We start from the raw sequence: 23,967 nt of genomic DNA, 5'->3' as shown, positions 1-23,967 counted from the left end.
GAGAACGCCATGCCGACCAAACTCGTCATCCTCGACCGCGACGGGGTTATCAACTTCGATTCCGCCCAGTTCATCAAGACGCCGGCCGAATGGAAGCCGATCCCGGGCAGTCTGGAAGCGATTGCCCGCCTCACCCAGTGCGGCTACAAGGTGGTCGTGGCGACCAACCAGTCGGGCGTCGGGCGCGGCTTGTTCGACATGGAAACGCTCAACCAGATCCACACCAAGATGCACAAGGCCGTCGTCGCGCTAGGCGGGCGGATTGACGCCATTTTCTATTGCCCGCATGCGGCCGATTCAAAATGCGACTGCCGCAAGCCAAAGCCCGGCATGTTCAAGCGTATTTCCGAAACGCTCAATATCGATCTCAATGGCGTCCCGGCCATCGGCGATTCGCTGCGCGATTTGCAGGCTTGCGCTGCCGCCGGCTGCCAGCCGATGCTGGTGATGACCGGCAAGGGCGAGAAAACCAAGGCCGACAACGAATTGCCGGAAGGCACGCTGGAATACAAGGACCTGTCGGCTGCGGTCGACGCCATCCTCAAGGAAACCACGCCATGAGGGCGGTGCGCTCAACGCTGTTCATGGCCTACGCCCTCGTCTGGTCGATCCTCACGGCGCCGCTCGTTATCATCGCCGCCCTCGCCTTGCGCGGGCTGTGGGGCTATCGCTTCGGCAAGCTGTGGCGCCTCGGCATCCAGTTCGGCGTCGAGAACATCCTCGGCATTCGGCCCAAGGTCATCGGCCTGGAAAACATGCCGAAGGAGCCTTGCGTCATTCTTTCCAAACACCAGTCGGCCTGGGAAACGATGACCATCCAGGATCTCGTCCCGACCGGCGCCTACTGCGTCTTCGTTCTCAAGAAGGAATTGCTCCGGGTGCCGCTGGTTGGCTGGGGGCTGGGCGCCATGAAGATGATTTCAATCGACCGCGCTGCCGGCAAGGATGCACTCGACCAGGTCGTCGTTCAGGGCCGCGAACGCCTCAAGCAGGGCTTCTACGTCATCCTCTTCCCGGAAGGCACGCGCGTCGCGCCGGGCCAGAAAAAACGCTACAAGCCGGGCGGTGCCTACCTTGCCACCCGTGTCGGCTGCAAGGTCGTGCCGGTCGCCCACGACGCCGGCGAACTGTGGCCGCGTCAGGCTTTCCTGAAAACGCCGGGCACCGTCACGATGAGCATCGGCCCGGCTTTCGACGCCACCGGCATGACCGAGGCCGAAGTCAATCAGCGGGCCGAAGCCTGGATCGAAGACGAGATGCACCGCATCTCGCCGCACCGCTACGCGGATGCCTCGCACAACGCCACCTGAACCGGCGCGCAGCATCGTCATTGCCGGCCAGGCTGTCGCCTACCAGCTGCGGCGCAGCCAGCGCCGGACCATCGGCCTGGCCATCGACCACCGTGGCCTGCGCGTCGGCGCCCCGACCCGGGCGCGCATCGGCGATATCGAAAACCTGATCCACGAGCACGGCCAGTGGGTGCTCGACAAACTGGCCGCCTGGCGCGATCGCCCGGCCCAAGGCAAGCAGGAGATCACCGACGGCACCGTGATTTCCACGCTCGGTGAGCCGCTGACCGTCGCCTTCACCGATGTCGGCCGTAGCCGCTGGCAGTTCGGCCCCGGTACGCTTTACCTGCGCCCCGACGCCACTCACACGGCCGGCGACTTGCTCGAAAAAGCCCTGCGCGAGAAAGCCCGCACCGTCTTCGCCGAGCGCCTGACCATCCACGCCCCACGCCTCGGCGTCGCCCCGCCACCGCTGCGCCTGTCGTCGGCCCGCACGCGCTGGGGCAGTTGCAGCCACCGCGGCGGCATCGCGCTGAACTGGCGCCTCGTCCTCATGCCGCTGGCCATCGTCGATTACGTCGTCTGCCACGAACTGGCGCACCTCAAGGAAATGAACCACAGCCCGCGCTTCTGGTCTGTGGTTGAGCAACTTTGCCCGGACTGGAAGGCGCGCCGGCTTGAACTGCGCCAGCTGGCCCGGCAAATCCCCCACTTTTAAGGAAAACGCATGCGCATTCTGCACACCATGATCCGCGTCGGCGATCTCGACAAATCGATCGCCTTCTACACCGAAATCCTCGGCATGCAGCTCCTGCGCCGCACCGACTACCCGGAAGGCCGCTTCACGCTGGCCTTTGTCGGCTACGGCGACGAAGCGAGCGAAGCCGTCCTCGAACTGACCCACAACTGGGACACGCCAAGCTATGAGCTCGGCACCGGCTACGGCCACGTCGCATTGGCCGTGCCCGATGCAGCGGCGGCCTGCGCGGCAATCAAGGCACGCGGCGGCAAGGTCGTGCGCGAGGCCGGGCCGATGAAGCATGGCTCGACGATCATCGCCTTCGTCGAAGATCCGGATGGCTACAAGATCGAGCTGATCCAGCGCGCCTGACCTGACGCGCCCGGTGAGCGGCCATTGCCGCAGTCACCCCTTGAAAAACAGCCAATTCGTTTTTTCAGGCGTAGGCGCTGAAACCGGCCGCATTGCCGCTTTCAGTCATGCCGTACGTCCGGGCCAATGCCTCCGAACGGCTGCCTGATGTTTCCTGGCGCGCCGCGTTTGCAGCCTGCGCCTGCTCCAGCCGGGCACCCTGCTCCATTTGCGCTGCCTGGGCCGCTACCGCCCGGTCCTGCCCCGACGGATCGGCGGGCGCCAACGCTGCCGCCTTGATCTGGCGGGCCCGCTGAATGGTTTCTTCCGGCGTTCGCCCAGGCGAAGTCGATATGCCAACCTCGCCACCGATCGCATAGTTCACACCATCCGGGCCTTTTTGGTAGCTATAACTCGCACCGGAGGTAACCAGGCCGCCCCCCGCAGCCATATGCGCCTGCTCATGCTGCCGGACTTCACGATCACGCGACTTGAGTTCTGCGACCTGCTTGAGTTCCTCCGGCGTCAAACCCTGCTGGCCGCCTTCGCTCCCGGCCTTCGCCACACCCGACGCATCGGTAGCACGCTGGCCGCGGCTCAGCGCCGAAGCATAGAGGCTTGCGATGGACGACAGGCCCGACACATTCATCCCGGAACACTCCAATCAATCAAAAATAGGCGATAGTTTGTTCATCCTAGCAGCCCGGCACAGCACCGCAAGCGGCAACGTAGCCCGGCCAAAAATAATCGACATCAAGGCCACGCTCCCCTTGGCTGCGCATACTGCCGGCTCAAGGAGATCACCATGGCCTTTCCCGAATTCTTTTCCCGCATTCCCACCATCACGCTGCGCGACCCGCTGGCCGAACTGCTCGGCGCGGCGGAGGGCGGGCTGATCGAATACAGTTTTGCCGATGGCGTCAAACTGGCCGGGCATTCCTGCCCGACGGTGGCCGGCGCCTGGCTGACCAGCGTTCGTGCCTTGCGGGCGCTTTATGGCGACGAGATTCCGGTTCGCGGCAACATAGCCGTAAGCCTGCAAGAAAGCGTTGATACGGGCGTCGCCGGGGTCATCGCCAGCGTCGCCACGCTGCTCACCGGCGCGGCCGGCGATGGCGGTTTCAAGGGCTTGGGTGGGTTGCATGTCCGGCGCGGATTGCTCAAATTCGGCGTTGCCGGCAGCGTCGGCATGACGTTTACCCGGCTCGACACGAATGCTACGGTCAACGGGAATTTTCGGCCAAATTTGATATCGGCTGACCCGCGTCTCGGCGAGCTGTTACCCGCCGTCGTCCATGGCTCCGCCACTCCGGCGGAAAAACGGCTGTTCGGCGAGCTCTGGCAGGATCGCGTCAAACGCATCCTGATCGACCACGGCGATGATCCGGCCGTGGTTGAACTGCACATGCTTCAGGGCTGAGTCGCCATCGCCTCGCGAGCGACGCTTTCGAAGGTTTCGACGACGCCGGCCCAACTGCGCGGCAGCATCGTCTGCCGGGCCGCTTCGGCCATTTCGCCGAGACGCTCATTTTCCTCGAGCATCCACAGCGCGCCATCGACGTAGCCACGTTCGTCGCCGGGCGAGGCGACCATGCCGTTTTGCTGCTGGGCGATCAATTCGGCGGCAGCAGCGCTGCGGTAGGCGATGACCGGCAGGCCGCTGGCCATCGCCTCGGCGACGACGTTGCCGTAGGTTTCGGTCAGGCTGGGAAAGAGAAAGAGGTCGGCGCTGGCGTAATGCGCGGCGAGGTCTTCGCCGATGCGCATGCCGGCGAAATGGTGATCGGGGTGGTCGGCGGCCAGTTGTTTGGCCGACGGGCCGTCGCCGACCCAGACCATCTTGGCCTTGGGATGCCAGACCTGGATGGCGGCGAAGGTCTTTTTGACCAGGGCCAGATTCTTCTCGGCCGCCACCCGGCCGACGTAAAGGCAGGCCGGCCCGTCACCTTCGACGCCCCAACTCTGGCGCAAGGCGTGGCTGCGCCGGGCCGGATCGTAAAGCTGCGTATCGACGCCGCGGCCGACTACGCGCACGCCGGTCAGCCCCTCGCCGGCCAGATCGGCAGCCAGCGCAGCTGTCGGCACCATGGTCGCCAGCGTCCGCCGGTGCAGGGTGCGCAGGTAGGCGGCGACGGCCGGGCGCATCCAGCCCATGCCGTAATGCACGCTGTAGCGGTCGAAATTGGTATGAAAGCCGGAGGTAACCGGGATGCCCATCTTGCGCGCGACGCTGACGGCCGACCAGCCGAGCGGCCCTTCGGTCACGACATGGACCAGATCGGGGCGGTGCTGGCGCCATTGCCGGGCCAGCCGCCGTCCGGCCGGCAGCCCGAAGCGCAGGCCGGGATAGCCAGGCAACGGGAAGCCGGGCAAGGCCATTTCATGTTCGCTGCCGGCATCGGCCTTGCCCTGTTTCGGACGGATGACGCTGACCCGGTGACCACGCTCGCGCAGGCCGCCGACCAAGCGGCCGACGGTCATCGCGACGCCATTGACCTCGGGCGGAAAGGTTTCAGTGACGAAGGCAATGACCAGTGACATCAGGCGATCTCCATGAGCACGCAGGCCCAGACGAACATGACGAGGATCAGCGAAACGAGAACCGCGGCGCTGCCGATGTCCTTGGCGCGCTTGGCGAGGCGATGGTTTTCCAGGCTGACGCGGTCGACCACGGCTTCGATGGCCGAATTGAGCAACTCGACGACCAGGACGAGGAGCACGCTGGCGATCATCAGGCCGCGGCCCATCCACGGCACCGGCAGCAGAAAAGCCGCCGGAATGAGCAGTGCGGCGAGGATGACTTCCTGACGGAAAGCGTCTTCGCACAGGTAGGCTGCCTTGAGGCCGGCCAGCGAATAGGTCAGGGCATTCCACACCCGGCGCAGTCCGGTCTTGCCCTTGAAGGGCGATTCGTTGGCCGGATCGAGGCCGAGTTCGTTCGACGAGGGTTCCTGCATGAAATCTCCGCGAAAGCGCTCACGTTAATCAGGTAGCGCTAAGCTTTGATGACAGGATGAGTCATCGGAGTGTCACAATTCGGCTCTACCCTCTCGACCATTTGCCCATGCGCCACCTTTCCGCCCTGCTCGTCCTGTTCGCCGCCACGCCGGCAGCCCACGCCGCCCGCCCGATGATCACCGACGATGCGCGGCTGACCGATGCCGGAGCCTGCCAGGTCGAATCTTGGGTGCACCTGCACGGCAGCCAGCACGAATTCTGGGCCTTGCCAGCCTGCAACCCGGGCGGCAATTTCGAGCTGACTTTCGGCGGTGCGCTGGCCTATGCCGACGGCCACCAGGAAAGCGGTGCCCTGGCCATTCAGGGCAAGACCCTGCTCAAACCGCTGGAGACCAACGGCTACGGCATCGGCTTCGCCGCCGGTTACGCCACGCAGCCGGGCAGCGCCCACACCGGCAACCCGTATTTCTACGTGCCGGTCAGCTTTTCGCTGGCTGATGACCGTGTCGTCATCCACACCAACCTCGGCTACACCCGCGAACGCGAGCATCATGAAAACCGCCTGACCTGGGGCGTCGGCAGCGAAGTTCAGCTCACCGCCCGCAGCTACCTGATTGGCGAAAGCTACGGCCAGGACAAGGGCAACCCGTTTTTCCAGATGGGCGTCCGTTACTGGATCGTCCCCGGCCATGTCCAAATCGACACCACCTACGGCAGCCAGTTCGGCGCCATCAGCGACCAGCACTGGTTCTCGGTCGGCCTGCGCCTGATCTCGCCAAGCTTGTTTTAGGTCAAGCGCAGCGAATCTGTAATATTTCCGCAATGAAGCGGAAGTCCGCCTATGCTAAAAGGCCTAGTCTCGTTCATCCGGAAATATAACCATGGTTTTTTTCGAGCTATTTACCCACAACCCCACCATCATCAAGGTCGCGCCCGGCGCCGCCCTGTTTTCAGAAAATGAGGACGGCCACATGATGTACGTCCTGACCGCGGGGACGGCCGAAGTCATCGTCAACAACCGGGTCGTCGAAAGCCTCGAGCATGGCAGCATCGTTGGCGAGATGGGCATCGTTTCACCCGGGCCGCGCTCGGCCAGCGTGGTCGCCGTGACGGCTTGCGAGTTCGTCGAAGTCGACGAAAAACGCTTCCAGTTTCTCGTTCAGCAAACGCCGTTTTTCGCCACCCAGGTCATGCGCGTCATGGCTGAGCGCCTGCGCAAGGTCAATCAGCTGGTGGCGCCGCTCGAGGACATCTGAGCACCGGGTGCCAGCCGGTGTTCGCCGCACCAGCCGTGCGGCCCGACGACCGGATGGCGCCAGTGATGCGCTTCGCGCGGCGAACTGTCGCCGGCGAAGACTGGCGGGTAGCGGTGGCACAGGCCGGTGAGCGCGTCGCTCGGCCGGAAGTAGGCGCAGCGGACGCAGCAGGCGTCGGAATGGTCGTTCATGGTGCCGGCGATCAGATTGCTACGGTCAACCGGAATTTCTGGCCAATTTCGCAATTGCTCAGTTCGCCGTAAAGGCGTGCCAGCCGCTCGGCCATCGCCACATCGGTCCATTCCCGCGCGTAAATCGGCGCCTCATCGTTGAGATGGCGCCAAGCCTCGGGATGCTTGAGGAACTGGCCGAGCACTTCGCCGAAGGCGCGCGGATCGTTCGGCGGCGAGAAGGCGCCACGGGCCGGCGCGAGAATATCGGTCGTCCCCATTTCGGACAGCGCAATGACCGGCACGCCGGCCGCCATCGCTTCGAGCAGCACGAGGCCCTGGGTTTCGGTGCGCGAGGCGAAGACGAAAACGTTGGCCGCCGCGTAGCAATCGGGCAGCGCCTGCTGGCGGTCGAGGTAGCCGATGAACTGGACGGCATCCTGCAGGCCCAAGGCCGCGGTCTGCACCTTGAGGTCGGCCATGGCCGGGCCTTCGCCGGCAATCACGAGCAGCGCGTCGGGGCGGATCTGGCGAGCCTGGACGAGGGCTTCGAGGAGGAAGCCGATATTCTTTTCATGCGCCACGCGGCCGACGAACAAGGCCATCGGCCGCGATTCGCCGATGCCGAATTTCCGGCGAAAGCGCATGCCGCTGCCACCGGCGAATTGCGCCATCGGGATGCCGGTGGGCAGGACGTGCATCGGCGAGGTGACGCCATAGCTTTCAAGGCGCTGGCGCATGGCCGTCGATGGCACGATCACGGCATCGAGCTGGTTGCATTGCCGCCGTGACAAGGCCCGCGCCTGACCACGCAGCCAGCTTGGCGGGATCGGCTTGGCGTAGTGCTGCAGGTATTCCTCGAACAGCGTGTGATAGGTCGCCACCACCGGCAGGCCCAGCCTGCGCCCGGCTTTCAGGCCGGCGTAGTGGGCGATGAACGGCGTCTGGACGTGGATCAGGTCGCAGTCCTGCGCCGCTTCGAGCACGGCCCGGTGCATCGCCCGCCAGCCGACCAGCCGGTCTTCGCGGTCGCCTGGCACCGGTCGGCCGGCAACGCGGACGATGCCCGGCTCATCAATCTCGTTGCCGTAGCGCGGAACGACCAGCTTGACCTCGACACCATGCGCCGACAGGGTGCGGCGGAAGGTCTCGATGGAGGTCGAAACGCCATTGACGCGAGGGAAATACACGTCGGAAACCATCAAAACACGCATCTCAGGCCTCTACAGTTTCGGCAACCGGGGCGGCCAGCATGGCTACCGGCTTTTGTTCGCCCCAGGTGACCAGCTCGAGCCGGCCGTCGAAGTGTTCGACGATGGCCGTGCAGGAATCGACCCAGTCGCCGCAATTCACGTAAGTCAGGCCGTCGATCTCGCGGATCGTCGCCCAGTGGATGTGGCCGCAGATGACGCCGTCCAGGCCGCGCTCCTTGGCGTGGTGGATGGCCGATGTCTCGAAATCGAAAATGAAGGTCAGCGCCGTCTTGACCTTGCGCTTGGCGTAGCCGGCCAGCGACCAGTAGCCGGAAATGCCGAGCTTGCGCCGCCCCCACGAGAGCAGCGTGTTGATGCGGACGAGCAGTTCGTAGGCCTTGTCGCCGAGCACTGCGACCCAACGATGGTGACGCGTCACCTGGTCGAACTGGTCGCCGTGGATGAGCAGGAAACGACGGCCGTCAGCCGTTTCGTGCACCAGTTCGTCGATCACCTCGACCTCGCCGAAAACGATGCCGCAGTAATCGCGCAGGACTTCGTCGTGATTGCCCGGAATGAAGACGACGCGGTCGCCATGCCGCGCCCGACGCAGCAGCTTCTGAACGACGGTGTTCTGCGCCTGCGTCCAGTTGATGCTGCGGCTCATCGCCCAGAAATCGACAATGTCGCCAATCAGGAAAGTCTGGTCGGCCGGATGTTCGCGCAGGAAATCGAGGAGTCTGTCCGCCTGGCACGCCCGCGTGCCAAGGTGGATGTCGGAGAGAAAAACGCTTCTGACCTTGAGCATGGCCGCACGATACGGCCGGCCCGTGACCCCAAAGTTACCGCTGCGTTAAGCTTTTATTGCAGCGCCGACGACTTCCGGAGAGATGGCGCGCAACCGACGGAAAATCGCCGGCCCTGCCCGGCCATTTCATTTTTGGGGATTTTTTCCGGTTGACCGTGGCAATCGCCGGCCGCGCCCATTCACCGCTCTTCGCTCGGCCAGCGGCCGCGATACTTCCCGAAATGTGCTATTTCGGGCGGATGAGGGCGGCCACCGGCTGGCTCGGCAAGGACAATTCTTTTGCCGCCCTCAGCGGCTCTTCGCCCATCGTCCGCACCAGCGCCTCGCGCTCGAGCACGGCGTCCGTATTCTTTGCCGCAGCAGCCTGACTGAGCCAGACGTAGGCGCGAGCCGAATCCTGCGTCACCCCCACGCCATCGCGATAAAACCGCCCGAGCTCAAGCATCGCGTCCGGGTTACCCGTCGCTGCGGCCAACTGCACCCATTTGGCCGCCTGCCCGAGATCCTTCTGGCCATTGTTGCCGGTCGCCAGGTCGCGGCCGATCTGCAGCATCGCACCGGCATCGCCGTTGTCGGCCGCTTCCTGCTGTTTTCTGGCGCGGATTGCCGGGTCATCGTTGGCATCGGCAGGCAGGCCAGCGGTCAGCAGTCGATTCGGCGCGCCGGCCGCGCTTTCGGCCGGGAGTGCCGCTGCGGCCAGCCCGACAGGCGCGCGCTTCGACTCGTCGACGCTTTCCAGCCAAAAATCGACAACTACAAAAATCCCGAAGCACAGCATGACAACGGCCGTAGCGTTGATCAGTATCCGCTCCAGGGCAGCATTGTTGCGGGCCAGAAAGCGATGTGAGCAATCGTTGCAGCGATAGGGACGAAAATCCGCCGCGCCCAGCTTTTCCGCCTTCGAATGCCATCTTGAATCCCGGCAGTCCGTGCCATTGCACGACGGACACTTTAATCCGGCTCCGACCAGGCGCGCGATATCGACGTATTTGAGAATGGGCGGGGGCATGATTTCTGATTCGGAAGATAAAACGGACAGTACAAATTATTGACCGTTTTTGCAATCAGCATAGTAATCCCGCCCCACGAGGATACCCGGGATCGCACTCCGAAAACCGTGAATCAGCCCGCCTGATCTTCCGCGACAAGCCCTTCCAGTGGCCGGCTCGCCACCTTCCAGCCTCCGCGCAGCAGGGGCAGCAAATAGAACAGCACGAAACCGCCCAGCCCCCACAGGCAGGCAACGATGCGCCACGGACGCGTATCCGGGTAACCCTGACCATCGAAAGGCAGCGTCGCCACGCCGATGACGGCGATGCCAACCAGTATCCAGTGGGCGCGCACGCCCAAGCCCCAGCGGAAGCTGCGGGTCAGGCGCAGGCCCAGCCAGCCGCCGGCCAGGCCGATCATCCCGCCGGCCAGCACATCGACCGGCCAGTGGGCGCCGACGGCGATGCGCGAAAACGCGGCCAGCGCGGCGATGACGACGATGGGCAGAGCGCGCCACCAGCCGAGCAGGGCGAGCCAGGCGACGACGAAGGAAAAGGCCGAGACGGTGTGGCCCGATGGAAAGCTGTGTGCCGTCAGGCGGGCACCAATGATGGTGATCTGGCTGGCGTCGAGCACGGCGGCCGGGCGCGGCAGGTCGAACCAGACCTTGAAGCCGCGGCTCATCGCGCCAGCGAGCAGCGCACCGACGACCAGCGCCCAGAAAACGCGCGGGTAGCGCAGGCAGAAAGGCAGCATCAGCGCCAGCTGGACGCGGCCATCGCCAAGCGTCGTCAGGCTTTCCCAGAGCCACGGTGGCAAAACCTGGCTGGCCGCCTGGGCGGGAATGAAGCCGGCGTACCAGTCGCCGGTCTGACCGATGGCGACCAAGCCCAGTGCGAAAAGCAGGCACAGGCCGAGGATGGAGGCGTCGAAAATCGGGTTCCGGACGTGCAAGCCCTGATCCTTCATTGCTTGTCCTCACGCTCGACACGAGCCAGCGTGACGAAGCTGCGTTGATAGACGTCGCGCAGGGTTAGCCCCGGCGCGAGCAGGGCCTGGACTTCATGCTTGCGGTCGGTACGCGTGAAAACCAGTTGGCCAAGTTCGGGCACCCGCGTCGGCGTTGCCGCCTGACGATAGACGCTGAAGCTCGGCATGATGATGCGCCAGGCAACGACATTGGTTTCGCCGCTCTGTTTGACGAACATGGCCGCTTCGCGCACCGGACCTTGTGTCACTTCGATGGCGCGCGGCGCGATGACCAGGGCGAGCGTCGCTGCCTGCAGCAGGCCGGCGAGAACCAGCCCCTGCCAGACCGGCAGGCGACGCCAGAAGGCGAGGCCGACGACGGCAACAAGCAGCAGCGGCAACAACCAGCGCGCCTCGTCGGCGAAGGCGATGGTCAGGCCGTCGAGCAGGAATTTCTCGAACGGCCGGCTGGCCTTGCCGGCGGCGAAGGCGAGCACTTCCGGCAAAACGGCGAGGAGCAGCGCGAAGAGGATCATCGGCACGAAGGCCAGCCAGCGTCGTTCGAAATCGAGCCGATGGCGGGCGAGCAGGATGAAGACCGGCGTGCAGCCGTAGAGCAGGTAATGCGGCAACTGTGTGCCGGAGAACGAGAAGAAGGCGAAGACGACGCCGAACCAGATGATCAGGAAGCGTTCGAACAGGGCATCGCTGTCGCTCTGGCGCAGCGCCCCGGCCAGCTTGCCGGCAATGGCGAAGAGCCAGCCGGTGAACGGCAGCAGGATGAAGGGCAGCACCGCGAAGTAGTACCACCAGCGTCCGCCGTGGCCTTCGAAGGTGTCGGCGTAACGGTTGATGTTGTGCTTGAGGTAGAAGCCGCGGAAGAAGGCGTCGCCCTGGTCGAGATAGACCGCGACGTGCCACGGCACGACGATGGCCAGGAACAGTAGCCAGCCGGGCCAGAAGAAGACGGCTTTGAGCCAGTCGCGCCAGGCGCCGGCCGAGACGAAAAACAGCCCGCTGATGAGCAGCGGAAAGAATACGGCGACCGGTCCCTTGGCGAGAAAACCGAGGCCGAGCGCGACATAGACGCCGAACAGCAGGCGGCGCGTTTGGGCGGCCGGCTTGCCGTCCCGGCAGGCGACGAAATAGTCGTAGATGCCGAACATGGCCAGGGCGATGAGCAAATTGAGCAGCGCATCGGCAATCGCCGCCTTGGCGATGAAGCCGACGACCAGCGTCAGCGCCATGACCAGCGAGGCAATCTGCGCCGTCATCTGGTTGCCGTGGCGGACGCAGAAGCGGAACAGCGCGAAGACCCAGAGCAGCGCGAAGACGATGGAGGGCAGACGGAAGCCGATTTCGCTGACGCCGAGCACGGCGACCGAGGCGGCCTGCGCCCAGTAGATCAAAATGGGTTTGTCGTGGCGCGGCGCGTCGTTGAGCGTTGGCGAAACCAGGTTGCCGCGCGCCATCATTTCGCGCGTCGCTTCGGAGAAGGCACCCTCGTCGACATCGGTCAGCGGCAGGCTGTACGAATTGAGAAAGAAGGCCAGGAAGAGCGCCAGCAGCAGGCTGAACGGCGAGAGCAGGAAGCGCTCGATGGAGAGCGGCAGGGATCGAAATTGCATCGCGGCATTATAAAGCGCGGCGCCCCATCCCGGTGCGGCTGAAACTTGGCTTGACGATGCCACGGTCGACGCCTAAATTCGGCCAAAATCGAAATCCGCTCAACAGAGGAAACCCCATGCAAATCGGCACCCCGCTCTCCCCTTCCGCCACCCGCGTCATGCTGCTCGGTGCCGGCGAACTCGGCAAGGAAGTGATCATCGCGCTGCAGCGCCTGGGGGTTGAAGTGATCGCTGTCGACCGCTATGAGAACGCGCCGGGCCATCAGGTCGCCCATCGCGCCCACGTCATTTCGATGACCGATGGCGCGGCGCTGCGCCAACTGGTCGAGCTGGAAAAACCGCACCTGATCGTGCCGGAAATCGAGGCCATCGCCACCGACATGCTGGTCGAGATCGAAGCGGCCGGGCTGGCCGAAGTGATCCCGACGGCGCGCGCCGCCAAACTCACGATGAACCGCGAAGGCATCCGCCGACTGGCCGCCGAGGAACTCGGCCTGCCCACCTCACCCTACAAATTTGCCGATTCGCTGGCCGAACTGCAGGCGGCGATTGACGGCGGGATTGGCTACCCGTGCATCGTCAAGCCGACCATGTCGTCTTCCGGCAAGGGCCAGTCGCTGTTGCGCGGCCCGGACGATGTGCAGAAAGCCTGGGACTACGCGGCGAGCGGCGGCCGGGTCAATCAGGGTCGCGTCATCGTCGAGGGCTTCATCGACTTCGATTACGAAATCACCCTGCTCACTGTCCGCGCCCGCAACGCGGCCGGCGAAGTGGCAACCCACTTCTGCGAACCGATTGGCCACATTCAGGTCGCCGGCGATTATGTTGAATCCTGGCAACCGCAGGCGATGACCCCGGCGGCGCTGGCCCGGGCGCAGGAAATCGCCGGCGCCGTCACCGGCAACCTCGGCGGGCGCGGCCTGTTCGGCGTCGAGCTGTTCGTCAAGGACGACATGGTGTGGTTCTCGGAAGTCAGCCCACGGCCGCACGATACCGGGCTGGTCACCCTGTGTTCGCAGCGCTTCTCGGAATTCGAACTGCACGCCCGCGCCATCCTCGGCCTGCCGGTGGACACCGCGCTGCGCGAACCGGGCGCCTCGGCAGTCATTTACGGCGGCATGGACGAAAAGGGCATTGCCTTCTCCGGACTGGAAGAAGCGCTGGCCGTGCCGCGCACCGACCTGCGCCTGTTCGGCAAGCCGGAAGCCTTCACGAAACGCCGCATGGGCGTCGCCGTGGCCAATGCCGGCACGACCGATGAGGCCCGGGGCAACGCCAAGCTGGCGGCCAGCAAGGTAGGGCCGATCAAGGGCTGAAAAAGGGGGTCACGACACACTTCCACGGTCAACCGGAAATTTCGGCCAAAATCAAAAGGAAACCGTGAAGTAAGTCACGCCCCCACTGTCGCACTGTTGACGCACGTCAACTGAAACACCCCAAAACTGCTATTTACTCCTGACATTGCAAAAATGTCAGGAGAACAGTCATGCCGATTATCTGGGATAAAAAGCTCGAAACCGGGATTGAAGTCATCGATGCCCAGCACCAGCGCATCGTCGAGTACATCAACGATCTCGAAATCGCCAAGATGAAGCTCGACAAGAAGATGGTGAACGAGATCATCGAGCAGCTCATCGACTACACGCAGTCGCACTTCGGCTTCGAGGAAGAAATGCTCGAAGAGGCCGGCTACAAGTTTCTCAAGCCGCACAAGAAAGTCCATGAGCTGTTCATTCGTCGCGTCACCGATATCACCATGCGCGCCGCCAAGGGCGAGGATATCGTCGATGAACTGCACATGATGTTGTCGAAATGGCTGATCAACCATATCTCCAACGAGGACCGCGACTACGCCGATGCGGTCAAGCAGATGACCGGGGTCGACCACGGACCGGCGGCCGTCGCGACGATCGAGAAACAACCCAGCCCAGGTTTCCTGAGCGGACTGCTCGGCCGGTTTTTCCGCTAGAACCCAGGTTCTGAAACACCTCGAGGGCTGATCGGTGATCAGCCCTCGTCACTAGCCCTGAACGCGTGCGATGCGGCTGGCCGGGAACTTCGCCGCAAAGCGGCTGCCGACCCCCGGCAAACTCCTGATATCAAGCAGGGCCTGGTGCCGGTTGAGCGAGTGCTTGACGATGGCCAGGCCCAGACCGGTGCCACCGGCATCGCGCGAGCGGCCGCGGTCGACGCGGTAAAAACGCTCGGTCAGGCGCGGTATATGTTTGGCCTCGATACCGATCCCCGTGTCCTCGACGGCGAATTCCGCCCCCTGCGCCGTGACTTTCCATTCGATGCGCACCGTGCCGCCGGCCGGCGTGTAGCGTACGGCATTGGCGACAAGATTGCCGAAGGCGCTGACCAGTTCCGGCTCGGAACCACGCAGGTCACACAGCCCGTCGGTTTCGGCCACGATAGTGTGCCGACCGCCTGACAGCGCCTCGCCATCGCGGCGCAGCTTGTCGATAAGGCTGCCCATGTCGACCACATCATTGCTCGGTGGCGGCGCCGACTCGATGGACGACAGGGTCAGCAGATCCTGGACGATGGATTCCATGCGCTTCGACTGCTCGGCCATCATGTCGAGATAGCGATGTTGCTCGTCACGATCGAGATCGATTTCCTGCAGCGTTTCGAGGAAGCCGGCGAGCACGGTGAGCGGCGTGCGCAGCTCGTGCGAGACGTTGGCGACGAAGTCGCGGCGCATCCGGTCGAGGCGGTCGCTCTGCGTGACATCCTTGATCTGCATGAGACGTCGGTCGCCTGCATAGGGAACGACGTGGATGGACAGGACGCGATCCGTCCCGCGATCGGAACGCAGGGTCAGCGGCCGTTCGAAGTCGCCGGCGTCAAGGTAGGCGACGAACTCCGGCTGGCGCACCAGATTGACGATGGGTTGGCCACGATCGGACTCCGAGACCAGCCCGAGTTGATCTTCGGCCGTGGTGTTGCAATAAACGATCTGCTGATTGAGGTCGAGGGCGACGACGCCGTCGGTCAGCGCCTGCAACGCGGCGAAAAGACGCTCGATCTGGTCGTCACGATCGGAAATCTGGGTGCGCAGATCTTTTTCGTGCCGGTAAAGGCGGCCGAAAATACCATCCCAGGCACCTTCACCTTCGAGACCGGCGTCAACAACCGGGCGGTGCGACCAGCGATCGAGCCGGGCGAAGTTGCGAAAATGGAAGATCATCTGCAGACCGAGGCCGGCGCAGAATACCGACCAACCGGCCCAATGCGCGACGAAATAACCAACCGGCAAGGCGATGAAGATCGACAGCAGGGCCAGCAGTACGGCCCGAATTACCTGGGCTGACACGCCTTTCAGGCTCCCCGGAAGCGGTAGCCGGTGCCGCGTACGGTTTCGACGCGTTCGTGGTTGCCGGAGCCTTCCAAGGCCGCGCGCAGGCGACGGATATGCACGTCGACCGTGCGCTCTTCGATAAAGACGTGGTCGCCCCACACTTCGTCGAGCAGTTGGGCGCGGGTGTAGACGCGCTCGGCGTGGGTCATGAAGAAAAAGAGCAGACGGAATTCAGTCGGGCCGAGTTCGATCGGCTGGCCGCCGGCCAGCACGCGATGGGTCGCCGGGTTGAGCGCCAGGCTGCCGATTTCAACTGCCTCGCCGGCCAGATGCGGGGCCCGACGACGCAGCACGGCGCGCACGCGAGCGACCATTTCCTTCGGCGAGAAGGGCTTGGTGATGTAGTCGTCAGCGCCGGCTTCGAGGCCTTGCACCTTGTCTTCTTCATGGACGCGGGCGGTCAGCATGATGATCGGCAATTCGCGGGTCCGCTCATCGGCCCGGATCTTCTTGGCCAGCGCAACACCGGACTGGCCGGGCAGCATCCAGTCGAGAATCACCAGGTCGGGCAGCGCGGCGCGGATGGCCGATTCGGCCTCCTCGGCGCTACCGGCGCGGACGACGAGAAAGCCGGCGTGCTTGAGGTTGATGGTGACAAGTTCCTGGATCGCCGGCTCGTCTTCAACGACCAGGATCGTCGGAGTCACAGGACCTTCTCCTTGGTGTGACGGATGTCGCGCCCTTCGACGACATAGACCACTTGCTCCGAGATGTTCTTGGCGTGGTCGCCGATGCGCTCGATGGCGCGGGCGATCGAGATGATCTCGATCGAGGTGGTGATGGTGCGTGGATCTTCCATCATGTGCGTGATCAGCTGACGGATGATCGACTTGAATTCGGCATCGACATCGGTATCGGCGCGAATGACATCGGCGGCCTGCGGCGTGTCGAGGCGGGCGAAGGCGTCGAGTGCCTTGCGAATCATGACCAGCGCCGCTTCAGCCAGATGGCGGATGCCGACGCCGTACTGACCAGGCAGATGGCCGCCCTCATAGATTCGACGAACGCCCTTGGCAATTTTCTTGGCCTCGTCGCCAGCCCGTTCCAGGTCGGTGACGATCTTGCTGATGCCGAGCACCAGACGCAGGTCGGAGGCGGTCGGCTGGCGCTTGGCGATGATGTGGGCGCAGTCGTCGTCGATGGCCTTTTCGAGTTCGTTGACCCGGCGGTCGGTCTCGACAATGGTCTTGACGCTGGCGATCTCGCCGGTCGAATAGGCCTCGATAGCGGCGGAAACCTGGGTTTCGACCAGACCGCCCATCTGCAGCACATGGGTGCGCAGGCGGCTGAGGTCGTCGTCGAACTGGCTGGAAAGGTGTTGGCTTTCGTTCATGTCATATTCCCCTGTTAACCCATCCGACCGGTAATGTAATCCTCGGTGCGCTTGTCCTGCGGCTTGATGAAGATTTCGTCGGTCTTGCCGAACTCGATCATCTCGCCGAGGTACATGTAGGCGGTGTAGTCGGAAACGCGGGCTGCCTGCTGCATGTTGTGGGTGACGATGAGGATGGTGACGCGCTTCTTGAGCTCGTGCACCAGTTCCTCGATGGCGCCGGTGGCGATCGGGTCGAGCGCCGAGGTCGGCTCATCGAAGAGCAGCAGTTCGGGATCGGTGGCCAGGGCGCGAGCGATGCACAGGCGCTGTTGCTGGCCGCCGGAGAGGTTGGGCGCCAGGTCCTGCAGGCGATCCTTGACTTCCTCCCAGATCGCCGCGCCCTTCAGGGCATGTTCGACCTTGTCGTCGAGAGCGCGCTTGTTGTTTTCACCGCGCACGCGCAGGCCGTAGGCGACGTTCTCGTAAATCGTCTTGGGGAAGGGATTCGGCTTCTGGAAGACCATGCCGATGCGCATGCGGACTTCGATCGGATCGACTTCCGGCGACAGCAGGTTGGTGTTGTCCGGGAAGAAGCGGATCTCGCCCTCGTAGCGGTTGCCCGGGTAGAGGTCGTGCATGCGGTTGAAGCTGCGCAGGTAGGTCGATTTGCCACAACCGGACGGGCCGATCAGGGCGGTGACCTTCTTGTCGTAGATCGGCATGTTGATGCCCTTGAGCGCCTGCTTTTCGCTGTAGAAAAAATTCAGGTTGCGGGCCTCGGCCTTGAGGACCGGATTGTCGTGAATCTGCATCGGAGACTCCATTTCGGATTTCATTTTTGGCTGTTTTTCCCGGTTGACCGTGGGAATTACCACTTGATGTTCTTGCGCATCTTGTAGCGCAGGTAGATGGCGATGGCGTTCATCGACAGCACCATGCCCATGAGCACGAAGCCGGCGGCGGCGGCGTTGACTTCAAAGGCCGGATCGGGGCGCGAGGTCCAGTTGAAAATCTGGATCGGCATCACCGTGAAGGGCGACATCACCCAGTCGAACAGGCCGGCCGAAACGCCATCCGCGCCGGTCGCGGTGAAGGGCACGGGTGGCAGGAAGGCGATGAAGGTCAGCGCGCCGATGGTGATGATCGGCGCCGTTTCGCCGATGGCGCGGGCCAGGCCGATGATGACGCCGGTCAGGATGCCGGGCATGGCATACGGGATGATGTGGTAGCGGCAGGTCTGCCAGCGCGTCGCGCCGACGGCCATCGAGCCTTCGCGGATCATCGCCGGAATGGCGCGGATCGCTTCGCGGGTGGACACGATGACGATGGGCAGAATGAGCAGCGCCAGCGTCAGGCCGGCCGACAGGATGCTCTGGCCGAGACCGAAGGCATAGACAAAGATGCCGAGCGACAGCAGGCCATAAACGATGGACGGCACGGCAGCCAGATTGGTGATGTTGATCTCGATGATGTCGGTCACCCAGTTGCGCTTGGCATATTCCTCGAGGTAGATGCCGGCAGCGACGCCGAGCGGCACGGCAGCCAGCGCCGTGACGAACATGACCAGGATGGTGCCGACCCAGGCCGACAGGATGCCGGATTGGGAAGCACGACGCGAGGCGAACTCGGTAAAGAAGTCGAGATTCAGGCGATCCAGACCACGCAGCAGCATGTCGCCGACGAGCAGGAAGATAACCAGCAGGCCGATCGCCAGACAGATGATGCCAAGGGCCTGAAAGACGGTGTCCTTGAGTTTGCCGCGGGCAATCAGCACGCGGATTTGTTCGGTAGTCATCGGTTGCATGTCAGTAAGCCTCACGATAGCGACGGCGCAGCCACTGGCCGGCAATGTTGAAGGCCAGCGTGATGAGCAGCAGGGTCAGGCCGGCAGCGAAGATGGTCTGGTAGCCGATCGAGCCATGCGGCAGATCGCCCAGGGCCACCTGCACGATGTAGGAAGTAATGGTCGCCGCTGGCTCCATCGGGTTCCAGGTCAGGTTCGGCTGCATGCCGGCAGCCACCGCCAGAATCATCGTTTCGCCAACTGCCCGGGAGATACCCAGGATGTAGGAAGCGGCCAGACCGGAAACGGCGGCCGGAACGACCACGTGGATGGCGGTGTAGAGCTTGGTCGCGCCCATCGCATATGAGCCTTCGCGCATGCTCATCGGCACGGCGCGCATGGCATCCTCGGACAGCGAGGCAATGTAGGGAACGATCATGATGCCCATCACCAGGCCAGCCGAGAGCAGCGAGAAACCTGGCAGGTCCGGGAAAACCTTTTGCAGCAGCGGGGTGACGATGAGCAGGGCAAAGTAGCCGAAAACAATGGTCGGGATACCGCCGAGCAATTCAAGCACCGGCTTGGCGACCTCGCGGACCTTGCTGTTGGCGAATTCGGACAGGTAGATGGCGATGATGGTGCCCATCGGAATGGCGACGAGCAGGGCAACGCCCGAGGAAACGAGGGTGCCGGAGATAAGCACCATGATGCCGTAGTGGGCGTCGTCGAACAGCGGCGTCCATTGGGTATCGGTCAGAAAGTCGACGATGCTGACGTTCTGGAAAAAATGGAATGACTCGGAAACGAGTACATAGACGATACCGACCGTGGTCAGTACCGAAACAGCGGCAGCAGCGAAGAGCAGCCCTTCGATGAGGCGCTCGCTGACATTGCGCATGGCGTTGTGGGCCAGGCGGTCGCTGACCTGATGCAGGTCGGAAGCATTATTTGCAGACATGGCGTGATTCACTGGAAGCATCCTGTTGGATAAAAGACCAGCCCTTTCGGGCCGGTCTTTCGGCGACGGACGCCGTGGCGCCCGTCCGCAGTTTACATCTTCGCTTCGCGTTTCATGATTTCTTCGACAGTGATGCCGACTTCGTTCTTGCCGCCAAACACGGTGCCAATCTTCTTGTCCTTGGCGTGCTTGATGTTGCCTTCGTAAGCAGCCTTCGGCAGCGGCACGTACTTGACTTCACGCACCAGCTTGTCGGCGTTTTTCATGTAGAACTCGACGAATTCGCGGACTTCCGGCTTTTCCAGGGACTTCTGCTTGACATAGACGAAGATCGGGCGGGACAGCGGCACGTAGGTGCCGTTCTCGACGTTGGCGCCGGACGGCTCGACGGCCTTGCCGGTCTTCGGATTGACGATTGGCAGACCCTTCAGGCGGCTCATGTTTTCAGCATAGTAGGCGTAACCGAAGTAGCCGATGCCATTGACGTCGCGCGAGACACCCTGGACCAGCACGTTGTCGTCTTCGGAAGCGGTGTAGTCGCCGCGCGAGGACTTGGCCTTACCGACGATGGCTTCGGTGAAGTACTCGAAGGTGCCGGAATCGGCACCGGCGCCGAACAGCTTGACCGGCGCATCAGGCCAGGCCGGATTAACCTGGTTCCACTTCATGATCTTGCCCTGGGCAGCCGGCTCCCACAGCATCTTCAGCTCTTCGACCGTAGCCTGCTTGAGGAAGGTGTTCTTCGGATGGATGACGACGGTCAGCGCATCGTAGGCGACCGGCATTTCGACGTATTCGACGCCGGCAGCCTTGCAGTCAGCCATTTCCTTGGCGGTGATCGGACGCGAAGCATTCGAAATGTCGGTTTCGTCACGGCAGAACTTCTTGAAGCCACCGCCCGTGCCGGAAATACCCACGGTCACCTTGATGGTGTTCTTCTTGGCTTTCTGGAAATCTTCGGCAACGGCTTCGGTAATCGGATAAACAGTCGAAGAACCGTCGATCTTGACGATTTGTGCCTGGGCAGCCTGGGCGCCAAAGAGGGCGACACCGGCGACAGCCATGGCGGAAACGAGCTTGGAATATTTGAACATTGGGTAACTCCTGAACGGTGTTGGTGGGCAACAGCGCTCAGGTTACCGGTCGAGTGTTACAACCAGATGACAGGCTGTAACATTCGAAAAATCTATTACGTTTGACCTACTTGGCCGGACGCCCGGTCTTGATGCGCTCGACGCGCCCCATCACCGCTTTGAGCTCGGCGTCGTTCAATGCAGCCAGCACAGCGATGCCGCCGCGCAATAGTTCGCTTTTCTTGACCTCGTTGCCGAGCCCGCTCAAGCGCTTCTTGAGCACGCCGATCTGGGCGTACTCGGTGTCCGGCATGGCGTAGCTGTCACGGATCAGCTTCACTTTTTTGGCCTTGGCCGGCTTGGCGGGTTTCGCCACTTCCTGCTTCATGACCTTGGGCTGATCGTATTTGATCGCCTGCGCCTTGACCAGGGCATCGGCCAGCACCTTCTGATGCTTGGCGACGGTTTCTTCGACCTCGGTCGGCTTGCGCACTGCCTTTGCCTTGCTGGCGGCCGGCGCTGGTTTGGCCGCAACTGGTGCCGGCTTGGCAACCGGGGCTGGCTTCTCGGCGACGACAGGGGCCGGCTTTGGCGCAGCAGTCTTGGCGGCCGGTGCCACAACGGCCGCGGCAACGGCAGCAACCGGCTTCACCTCGGCCTTGGGCGCCGTGCGCGGGACCAGCTTCTTCGGCGGTTTTGGCGCGGCAACAGGCTTGGCGGCCGGAGCCTTCTTGGCTTTTTCGCTCATCTTGCTCTCCCTAAAAAACAGTATGGCTAGTTTAGCCATTATGAAAGCACGCCAAGGTTAAGCTTTCATGACAGTTTCGGACCAAATCGACGGGTTAAAATGCGGCCAAGCCAATTCAGGAGCACAGCATGACCCAGGACGAACTCAAACAGGCCGTCGCCCAAGCCGCCGCCGACTACGTGGCGCAAACGGCACCGGCCGGCAGCATCATCGGCGTCGGCACCGGCTCGACGGCCAACTTTTTCATCGACGCCCTGGCCCCGTTGAAAGACAAATACAAAGGCGCCGTGGCCAGTTCGGAAGCCACGCGCAAGCGCCTCGAAGGGCATGGCATCACGGTGTTCGACCTCAATGACGTGGACGACATCCCGGTTTACGTCGATGGCGCCGACGAAATCGACGCCGGCCTCAACATGATCAAAGGCGGCGGCGGCGCCCTGACGCGCGAGAAGATCGTCGCCGCCGTGGCCCGCGAATTCGTCTGCATCTGCGACGGCTCGAAGCTGGTCGAGGTCATGGGCAAGTTCCCGCTGCCGGTCGAGGTCATCCCGATGTCACGCGCCCATGTTGCCCGCGAACTGGTCAAGCTCGGCGCCACCCCGGTGCTGCGCGAAGGCTTCGTGACCGACAACGGCAACCTGATCCTCGACGTCAAAGGCCTGGCCATCACCGACCCCAAGGGCCTCGAAGCCCAGATCAACCAGATCACCGGTGTCGTCACCAACGGCCTGTTCGCCGTACGCCCGGCCAATCTGCTGCTGCTCGGCACTGCCGAAGGTGTAAAAACCATTCGCTGATCGCTCGCTGATTCATTTTTTTGTCACATCGGGGCGCTATTCTCCGACGGTCAAACACCGTCGGGAGCGCCCATGTATTTGTCCTCTCATGAAATCGCCCGGAGCCGCGAGCACGCGCTGAACAATCTGCTCGATCTGTCGGCAGCCTGCATCGATGCCGGCCAGCGTTTTTCCGAGCTGATTTCCAGCAACAGCCGCGAAGCCGTCCATCATGGCAGCCGGCAATTCGCGCAAGTCAGCCACGGCCAGCTCGAGACGATGACCCAGTTCCCGACCACCGTCTGGCTGGACAGTGCCGCCCGCACCAGCCGCTTGCTGGATGGCGCGCTGGCCATCATCGGCGAGACGCACAAGGCGATGATCCGCAATGCCGAATCGCAGGTACGCATGCTGGATGAAATGGTTATCGCGACGATCAATCGCGCCACCAAAACCAGCCCGTGGGAAGCCGAATTTGCCCTGCAGGCGCTGAAAAGCACCTTGCAAAGCGCCGAGCAGACCTTGCACGGGATCAGTGAGGCAGCCATTGACACCGTGACGCTGGCGGAAAACGAAATCCATCAAACGGCTGAAATCATGGCGCCCAGCGCACCGGCTCCGCGCCGCCGTGCCGCATCGAGCAAAAAGGCTGCCGCCTGACGTCATAAGAAAAAAAGCATTCTCTCCATTCAGCCCGGCCCTGCCGGGCTTTTTTTCTCCGGTTTCTGGCGCAACGATTGACGCCGGGCGCTGCCATCGCCCAGACTCTCCGGCTGTTACAGAAAACGGACGCTCCGCGCATGCCCACCAGCAACTGGCACATTTACGACCATTACGGTTACGCCTTCCTGGCCGTCGTTGGCACCTTTGCCGCCGTCGCCGCCGTGCAGTGGGCCCTGCACCGGCCGCGCTGGGCCGGCTGGATCGCTTCGCTGCAGGGCGTCGCACCGCCCTTCATCAACATCATCGGCGTGCTCTTCGGCCTGACCCTGGCCTTTCTTGCCAACGACACGTGGAGCGCCCACGACCGGGCGATGAATGCGGTGTTCAAGGAAGCCGATTCGCTGCGCAGCATTGCCGTGCTCTCCGGACAACTGGCTGAGCCGCTGCGCGGCGAGGTGCGTGGCGCCGTGTCGCGCTACGGCCGGGGCAGCGCCGGCGAATGGCCGATGCTGGCGGCGCGCCAGTCGAGCCCCGAAGTCACCGCCTTGGCCGACGCCCTGCTCACCCTGCTGGCCAGCCCGAAAGTCGCCACCGCGGCCGGCGAAAACGTCCAGGCGCTGATGCTGCGCAAGGCCATTGAAATCCGCGACGAGCGCGACCTGCGCATCGGCCTCAGCCAGACCCACGTCAATCCGCTCAAGTGGCTGGGCATGGCCTTTCTCGGCTTCCTGACCCTGCTCTCGGTGTCCGTCGTGCATGTCGACAAGCCACGGGCGGCGATGGTCGCAGTGATACTGTTTGCCCTGGCCGCGGCGCCGACTGCCGCCATCGTGCTGGTTCAGGGCAATCCTTTCCAGCAGCCGACCTCGGTGACGCCAGCGCCCATTGTCGAGGCCGTCGCCGAGCGGCCATAGGCTCGGCAGACGTTTTCATTTT

Annotated in this window: 29 protein-coding genes; 12 read left to right on the top strand and 17 right to left on the bottom strand. The window is 63.2% G+C overall.

The annotated features are described in order from the left end of the window. Positions 1-9 precede the first annotated feature (9 nt). From gmhB to gloA, 4 genes are read left to right on the top strand one after another with little or no spacing between them, the layout of a single operon-like run. A complete protein-coding gene (gene gmhB, locus KI610_RS02690) occupies positions 10-561 on the top strand; it encodes a D-glycero-beta-D-manno-heptose 1,7-bisphosphate 7-phosphatase (protein WP_226497156.1) in 552 nt (183 codons plus the stop codon). Beyond that, positions 558-1,310, top strand: a complete 753-nt coding sequence (locus tag KI610_RS02685) for a lysophospholipid acyltransferase family protein (protein ID WP_226497155.1) — start codon at positions 558-560, stop codon at positions 1,308-1,310. Before gmhB ends, KI610_RS02685 begins: the two co-directional genes overlap by 4 nt. Next, positions 1,288-2,007 carry a M48 family metallopeptidase gene (locus KI610_RS02680; protein WP_226497154.1) on the top strand — a complete coding sequence of 240 codons (720 nt, stop codon included), beginning with the start codon at positions 1,288-1,290 and terminating at the stop codon, positions 2,005-2,007. The genes KI610_RS02685 and KI610_RS02680 overlap by 23 nt, the downstream gene beginning before the upstream one ends. 9 nt (positions 2,008-2,016) lie before the next feature. Beyond that, complete coding sequence (gene gloA, locus KI610_RS02675; RefSeq protein ID WP_226497153.1) at positions 2,017-2,400, top strand: lactoylglutathione lyase; 384 nt, start codon at positions 2,017-2,019, stop codon at positions 2,398-2,400. Between the two features lie 64 nt (positions 2,401-2,464). Here gloA and KI610_RS02670 read toward each other — a convergent pair whose 3' ends face one another. Beyond that, a complete protein-coding gene (locus tag KI610_RS02670) occupies positions 2,465-3,028 on the bottom strand; it encodes a putative metalloprotease CJM1_0395 family protein (protein ID WP_226497152.1) in 564 nt (187 codons plus the stop codon). A gap of 156 nt (positions 3,029-3,184) precedes the next feature. Between KI610_RS02670 and KI610_RS02665 the strand changes: the two genes are divergently transcribed. Next, positions 3,185-3,799 carry a hypothetical protein gene (locus tag KI610_RS02665; RefSeq protein ID WP_226497151.1) on the top strand — a complete coding sequence of 205 codons (615 nt, stop codon included), beginning with the start codon at positions 3,185-3,187 and terminating at the stop codon, positions 3,797-3,799. On the opposite strand, the gene KI610_RS02660 is transcribed toward KI610_RS02665, so the two are convergent. Together KI610_RS02660 and KI610_RS02655 are read right to left on the bottom strand one after the other, a co-directional pair. Further along, positions 3,790-4,920 (bottom strand): glycosyltransferase family 4 protein, encoded by a 1,131-nt coding sequence (locus KI610_RS02660; RefSeq protein ID WP_226497150.1) that lies wholly within the window; start codon positions 4,918-4,920, stop codon positions 3,790-3,792. The two genes, KI610_RS02665 and KI610_RS02660, sit on opposite strands and share 10 nt — an antisense overlap. Beyond that, positions 4,920-5,336: a diacylglycerol kinase gene (locus KI610_RS02655; RefSeq protein WP_226497149.1), complete on the bottom strand. Its 417-nt coding sequence runs from the start codon at positions 5,334-5,336 to the stop codon at positions 4,920-4,922. The genes KI610_RS02660 and KI610_RS02655 overlap by 1 nt, the downstream gene beginning before the upstream one ends. A 107-nt stretch (positions 5,337-5,443) precedes the next feature. On the opposite strand from KI610_RS02655, the gene KI610_RS02650 reads away from it, so the two are divergent. Both KI610_RS02650 and KI610_RS02645 read left to right on the top strand, forming a co-directional pair. After that, a complete protein-coding gene (locus tag KI610_RS02650) occupies positions 5,444-6,127 on the top strand; it encodes a hypothetical protein (RefSeq protein WP_226497148.1) in 684 nt (227 codons plus the stop codon). A 91-nt stretch (positions 6,128-6,218) separates the two neighbouring features. Further along, complete coding sequence (locus KI610_RS02645) at positions 6,219-6,593, top strand: Crp/Fnr family transcriptional regulator (RefSeq protein ID WP_226497147.1); 375 nt, start codon at positions 6,219-6,221, stop codon at positions 6,591-6,593. Here the strand turns inward: KI610_RS02645 and KI610_RS02640 are convergent. The 6 genes from KI610_RS02640 to KI610_RS02615 form a co-directional block, all read right to left on the bottom strand. Then, positions 6,563-6,784 (bottom strand): hypothetical protein, encoded by a 222-nt coding sequence (locus tag KI610_RS02640; protein WP_226497146.1) that lies wholly within the window; start codon positions 6,782-6,784, stop codon positions 6,563-6,565. The genes KI610_RS02645 and KI610_RS02640 overlap by 31 nt on opposite strands. Before the next feature lie 11 nt (positions 6,785-6,795). Next, positions 6,796-7,977, bottom strand: coding sequence for a glycosyltransferase (locus tag KI610_RS02635; protein WP_226497145.1), 1,182 nt, complete (start codon positions 7,975-7,977; stop codon positions 6,796-6,798). A 1-nt stretch (position 7,978) separates the two neighbouring features. Continuing rightward, the gene (locus tag KI610_RS02630; protein WP_226497144.1) at positions 7,979-8,764 is read right to left on the bottom strand and encodes a UDP-2,3-diacylglucosamine diphosphatase; all 786 of its coding nucleotides are present in this window, start codon (positions 8,762-8,764) and stop codon (positions 7,979-7,981) included. 226 nt (positions 8,765-8,990) lie between these two features. Further along, positions 8,991-9,773, bottom strand: a complete 783-nt coding sequence (locus tag KI610_RS02625) for a tetratricopeptide repeat protein (RefSeq protein WP_226497143.1) — start codon at positions 9,771-9,773, stop codon at positions 8,991-8,993. Between the two features lie 113 nt (positions 9,774-9,886). Continuing rightward, complete coding sequence (locus tag KI610_RS02620) at positions 9,887-10,723, bottom strand: phosphatase PAP2 family protein (RefSeq protein WP_226497142.1); 837 nt, start codon at positions 10,721-10,723, stop codon at positions 9,887-9,889. After that, on the bottom strand, positions 10,720-12,351 hold the full coding sequence (locus KI610_RS02615; protein ID WP_226497141.1) for an ArnT family glycosyltransferase: 1,632 nt from the start codon (positions 12,349-12,351) through the stop codon (positions 10,720-10,722). The genes KI610_RS02620 and KI610_RS02615 overlap by 4 nt, the downstream gene beginning before the upstream one ends. Positions 12,352-12,467: 116 nt before the next feature. On the opposite strand from KI610_RS02615, the gene purT reads away from it, so the two are divergent. Beyond that, the gene (gene purT, locus KI610_RS02610; RefSeq protein ID WP_226497140.1) at positions 12,468-13,667 is read left to right on the top strand and encodes a formate-dependent phosphoribosylglycinamide formyltransferase; all 1,200 of its coding nucleotides are present in this window, start codon (positions 12,468-12,470) and stop codon (positions 13,665-13,667) included. Positions 13,668-13,837: 170 nt separating this feature from the next. Beyond that, the gene (locus KI610_RS02605) at positions 13,838-14,320 is read left to right on the top strand and encodes a bacteriohemerythrin (RefSeq protein WP_226497139.1); all 483 of its coding nucleotides are present in this window, start codon (positions 13,838-13,840) and stop codon (positions 14,318-14,320) included. A 51-nt stretch (positions 14,321-14,371) separates the two neighbouring features. Here the strand turns inward: KI610_RS02605 and phoR are convergent, their stop codons facing one another. From phoR to KI610_RS02565, 8 genes are all read right to left on the bottom strand, one after another. Beyond that, positions 14,372-15,670, bottom strand: coding sequence for a phosphate regulon sensor histidine kinase PhoR (gene phoR / locus KI610_RS02600; RefSeq protein ID WP_226497138.1), 1,299 nt, complete (start codon positions 15,668-15,670; stop codon positions 14,372-14,374). Between the two features lie 5 nt (positions 15,671-15,675). After that, a complete protein-coding gene (gene phoB / locus KI610_RS02595) occupies positions 15,676-16,362 on the bottom strand; it encodes a phosphate regulon transcriptional regulator PhoB (RefSeq protein ID WP_226497137.1) in 687 nt (228 codons plus the stop codon). Beyond that, complete coding sequence (phoU, locus tag KI610_RS02590) at positions 16,359-17,048, bottom strand: phosphate signaling complex protein PhoU (protein ID WP_226497136.1); 690 nt, start codon at positions 17,046-17,048, stop codon at positions 16,359-16,361. The genes phoB and phoU overlap by 4 nt, the downstream gene beginning before the upstream one ends. Positions 17,049-17,062: 14 nt before the next feature. Next, complete coding sequence (gene pstB, locus KI610_RS02585) at positions 17,063-17,842, bottom strand: phosphate ABC transporter ATP-binding protein PstB (protein WP_226497135.1); 780 nt, start codon at positions 17,840-17,842, stop codon at positions 17,063-17,065. Between the two features lie 56 nt (positions 17,843-17,898). Next, positions 17,899-18,834 carry a phosphate ABC transporter permease PstA gene (gene pstA, locus KI610_RS02580; protein WP_226497134.1) on the bottom strand — a complete coding sequence of 312 codons (936 nt, stop codon included), beginning with the start codon at positions 18,832-18,834 and terminating at the stop codon, positions 17,899-17,901. A gap of 1 nt (position 18,835) precedes the next feature. Further along, positions 18,836-19,771, bottom strand: a complete 936-nt coding sequence (gene pstC, locus KI610_RS02575) for a phosphate ABC transporter permease subunit PstC (RefSeq protein ID WP_226497133.1) — start codon at positions 19,769-19,771, stop codon at positions 18,836-18,838. A 92-nt stretch (positions 19,772-19,863) separates the two neighbouring features. Then, a complete protein-coding gene (locus KI610_RS02570; RefSeq protein ID WP_226497132.1) occupies positions 19,864-20,865 on the bottom strand; it encodes a PstS family phosphate ABC transporter substrate-binding protein in 1,002 nt (333 codons plus the stop codon). A 106-nt stretch (positions 20,866-20,971) separates the two neighbouring features. Next, the gene (locus KI610_RS02565) at positions 20,972-21,592 is read right to left on the bottom strand and encodes a hypothetical protein (protein WP_226497131.1); all 621 of its coding nucleotides are present in this window, start codon (positions 21,590-21,592) and stop codon (positions 20,972-20,974) included. A gap of 128 nt (positions 21,593-21,720) precedes the next feature. Between KI610_RS02565 and rpiA the strand changes: the two genes are divergently transcribed. From rpiA to KI610_RS02550, 3 genes are all read left to right on the top strand, one after another. Further along, the gene (gene rpiA / locus KI610_RS02560) at positions 21,721-22,389 is read left to right on the top strand and encodes a ribose-5-phosphate isomerase RpiA (RefSeq protein ID WP_226497130.1); all 669 of its coding nucleotides are present in this window, start codon (positions 21,721-21,723) and stop codon (positions 22,387-22,389) included. 72 nt (positions 22,390-22,461) lie between these two features. Continuing rightward, positions 22,462-23,028, top strand: coding sequence for a hypothetical protein (locus KI610_RS02555; protein WP_226497129.1), 567 nt, complete (start codon positions 22,462-22,464; stop codon positions 23,026-23,028). A 140-nt stretch (positions 23,029-23,168) separates the two neighbouring features. After that, positions 23,169-23,945, top strand: a complete 777-nt coding sequence (locus tag KI610_RS02550; protein ID WP_226497128.1) for a bestrophin-like domain — start codon at positions 23,169-23,171, stop codon at positions 23,943-23,945. The last annotated feature ends 22 nt before the right edge of the window (positions 23,946-23,967 follow it).

Source organism: Ferribacterium limneticum, from assembly GCF_020510565.1.
GTDB classification, from domain to species: domain Bacteria; phylum Pseudomonadota; class Gammaproteobacteria; order Burkholderiales; family Rhodocyclaceae; genus Azonexus; species Azonexus limneticus_B.
The sequence above is the reverse complement of the archived record's forward strand: the minus strand, read 5'-3'. Positions and strand labels throughout refer to the sequence as shown.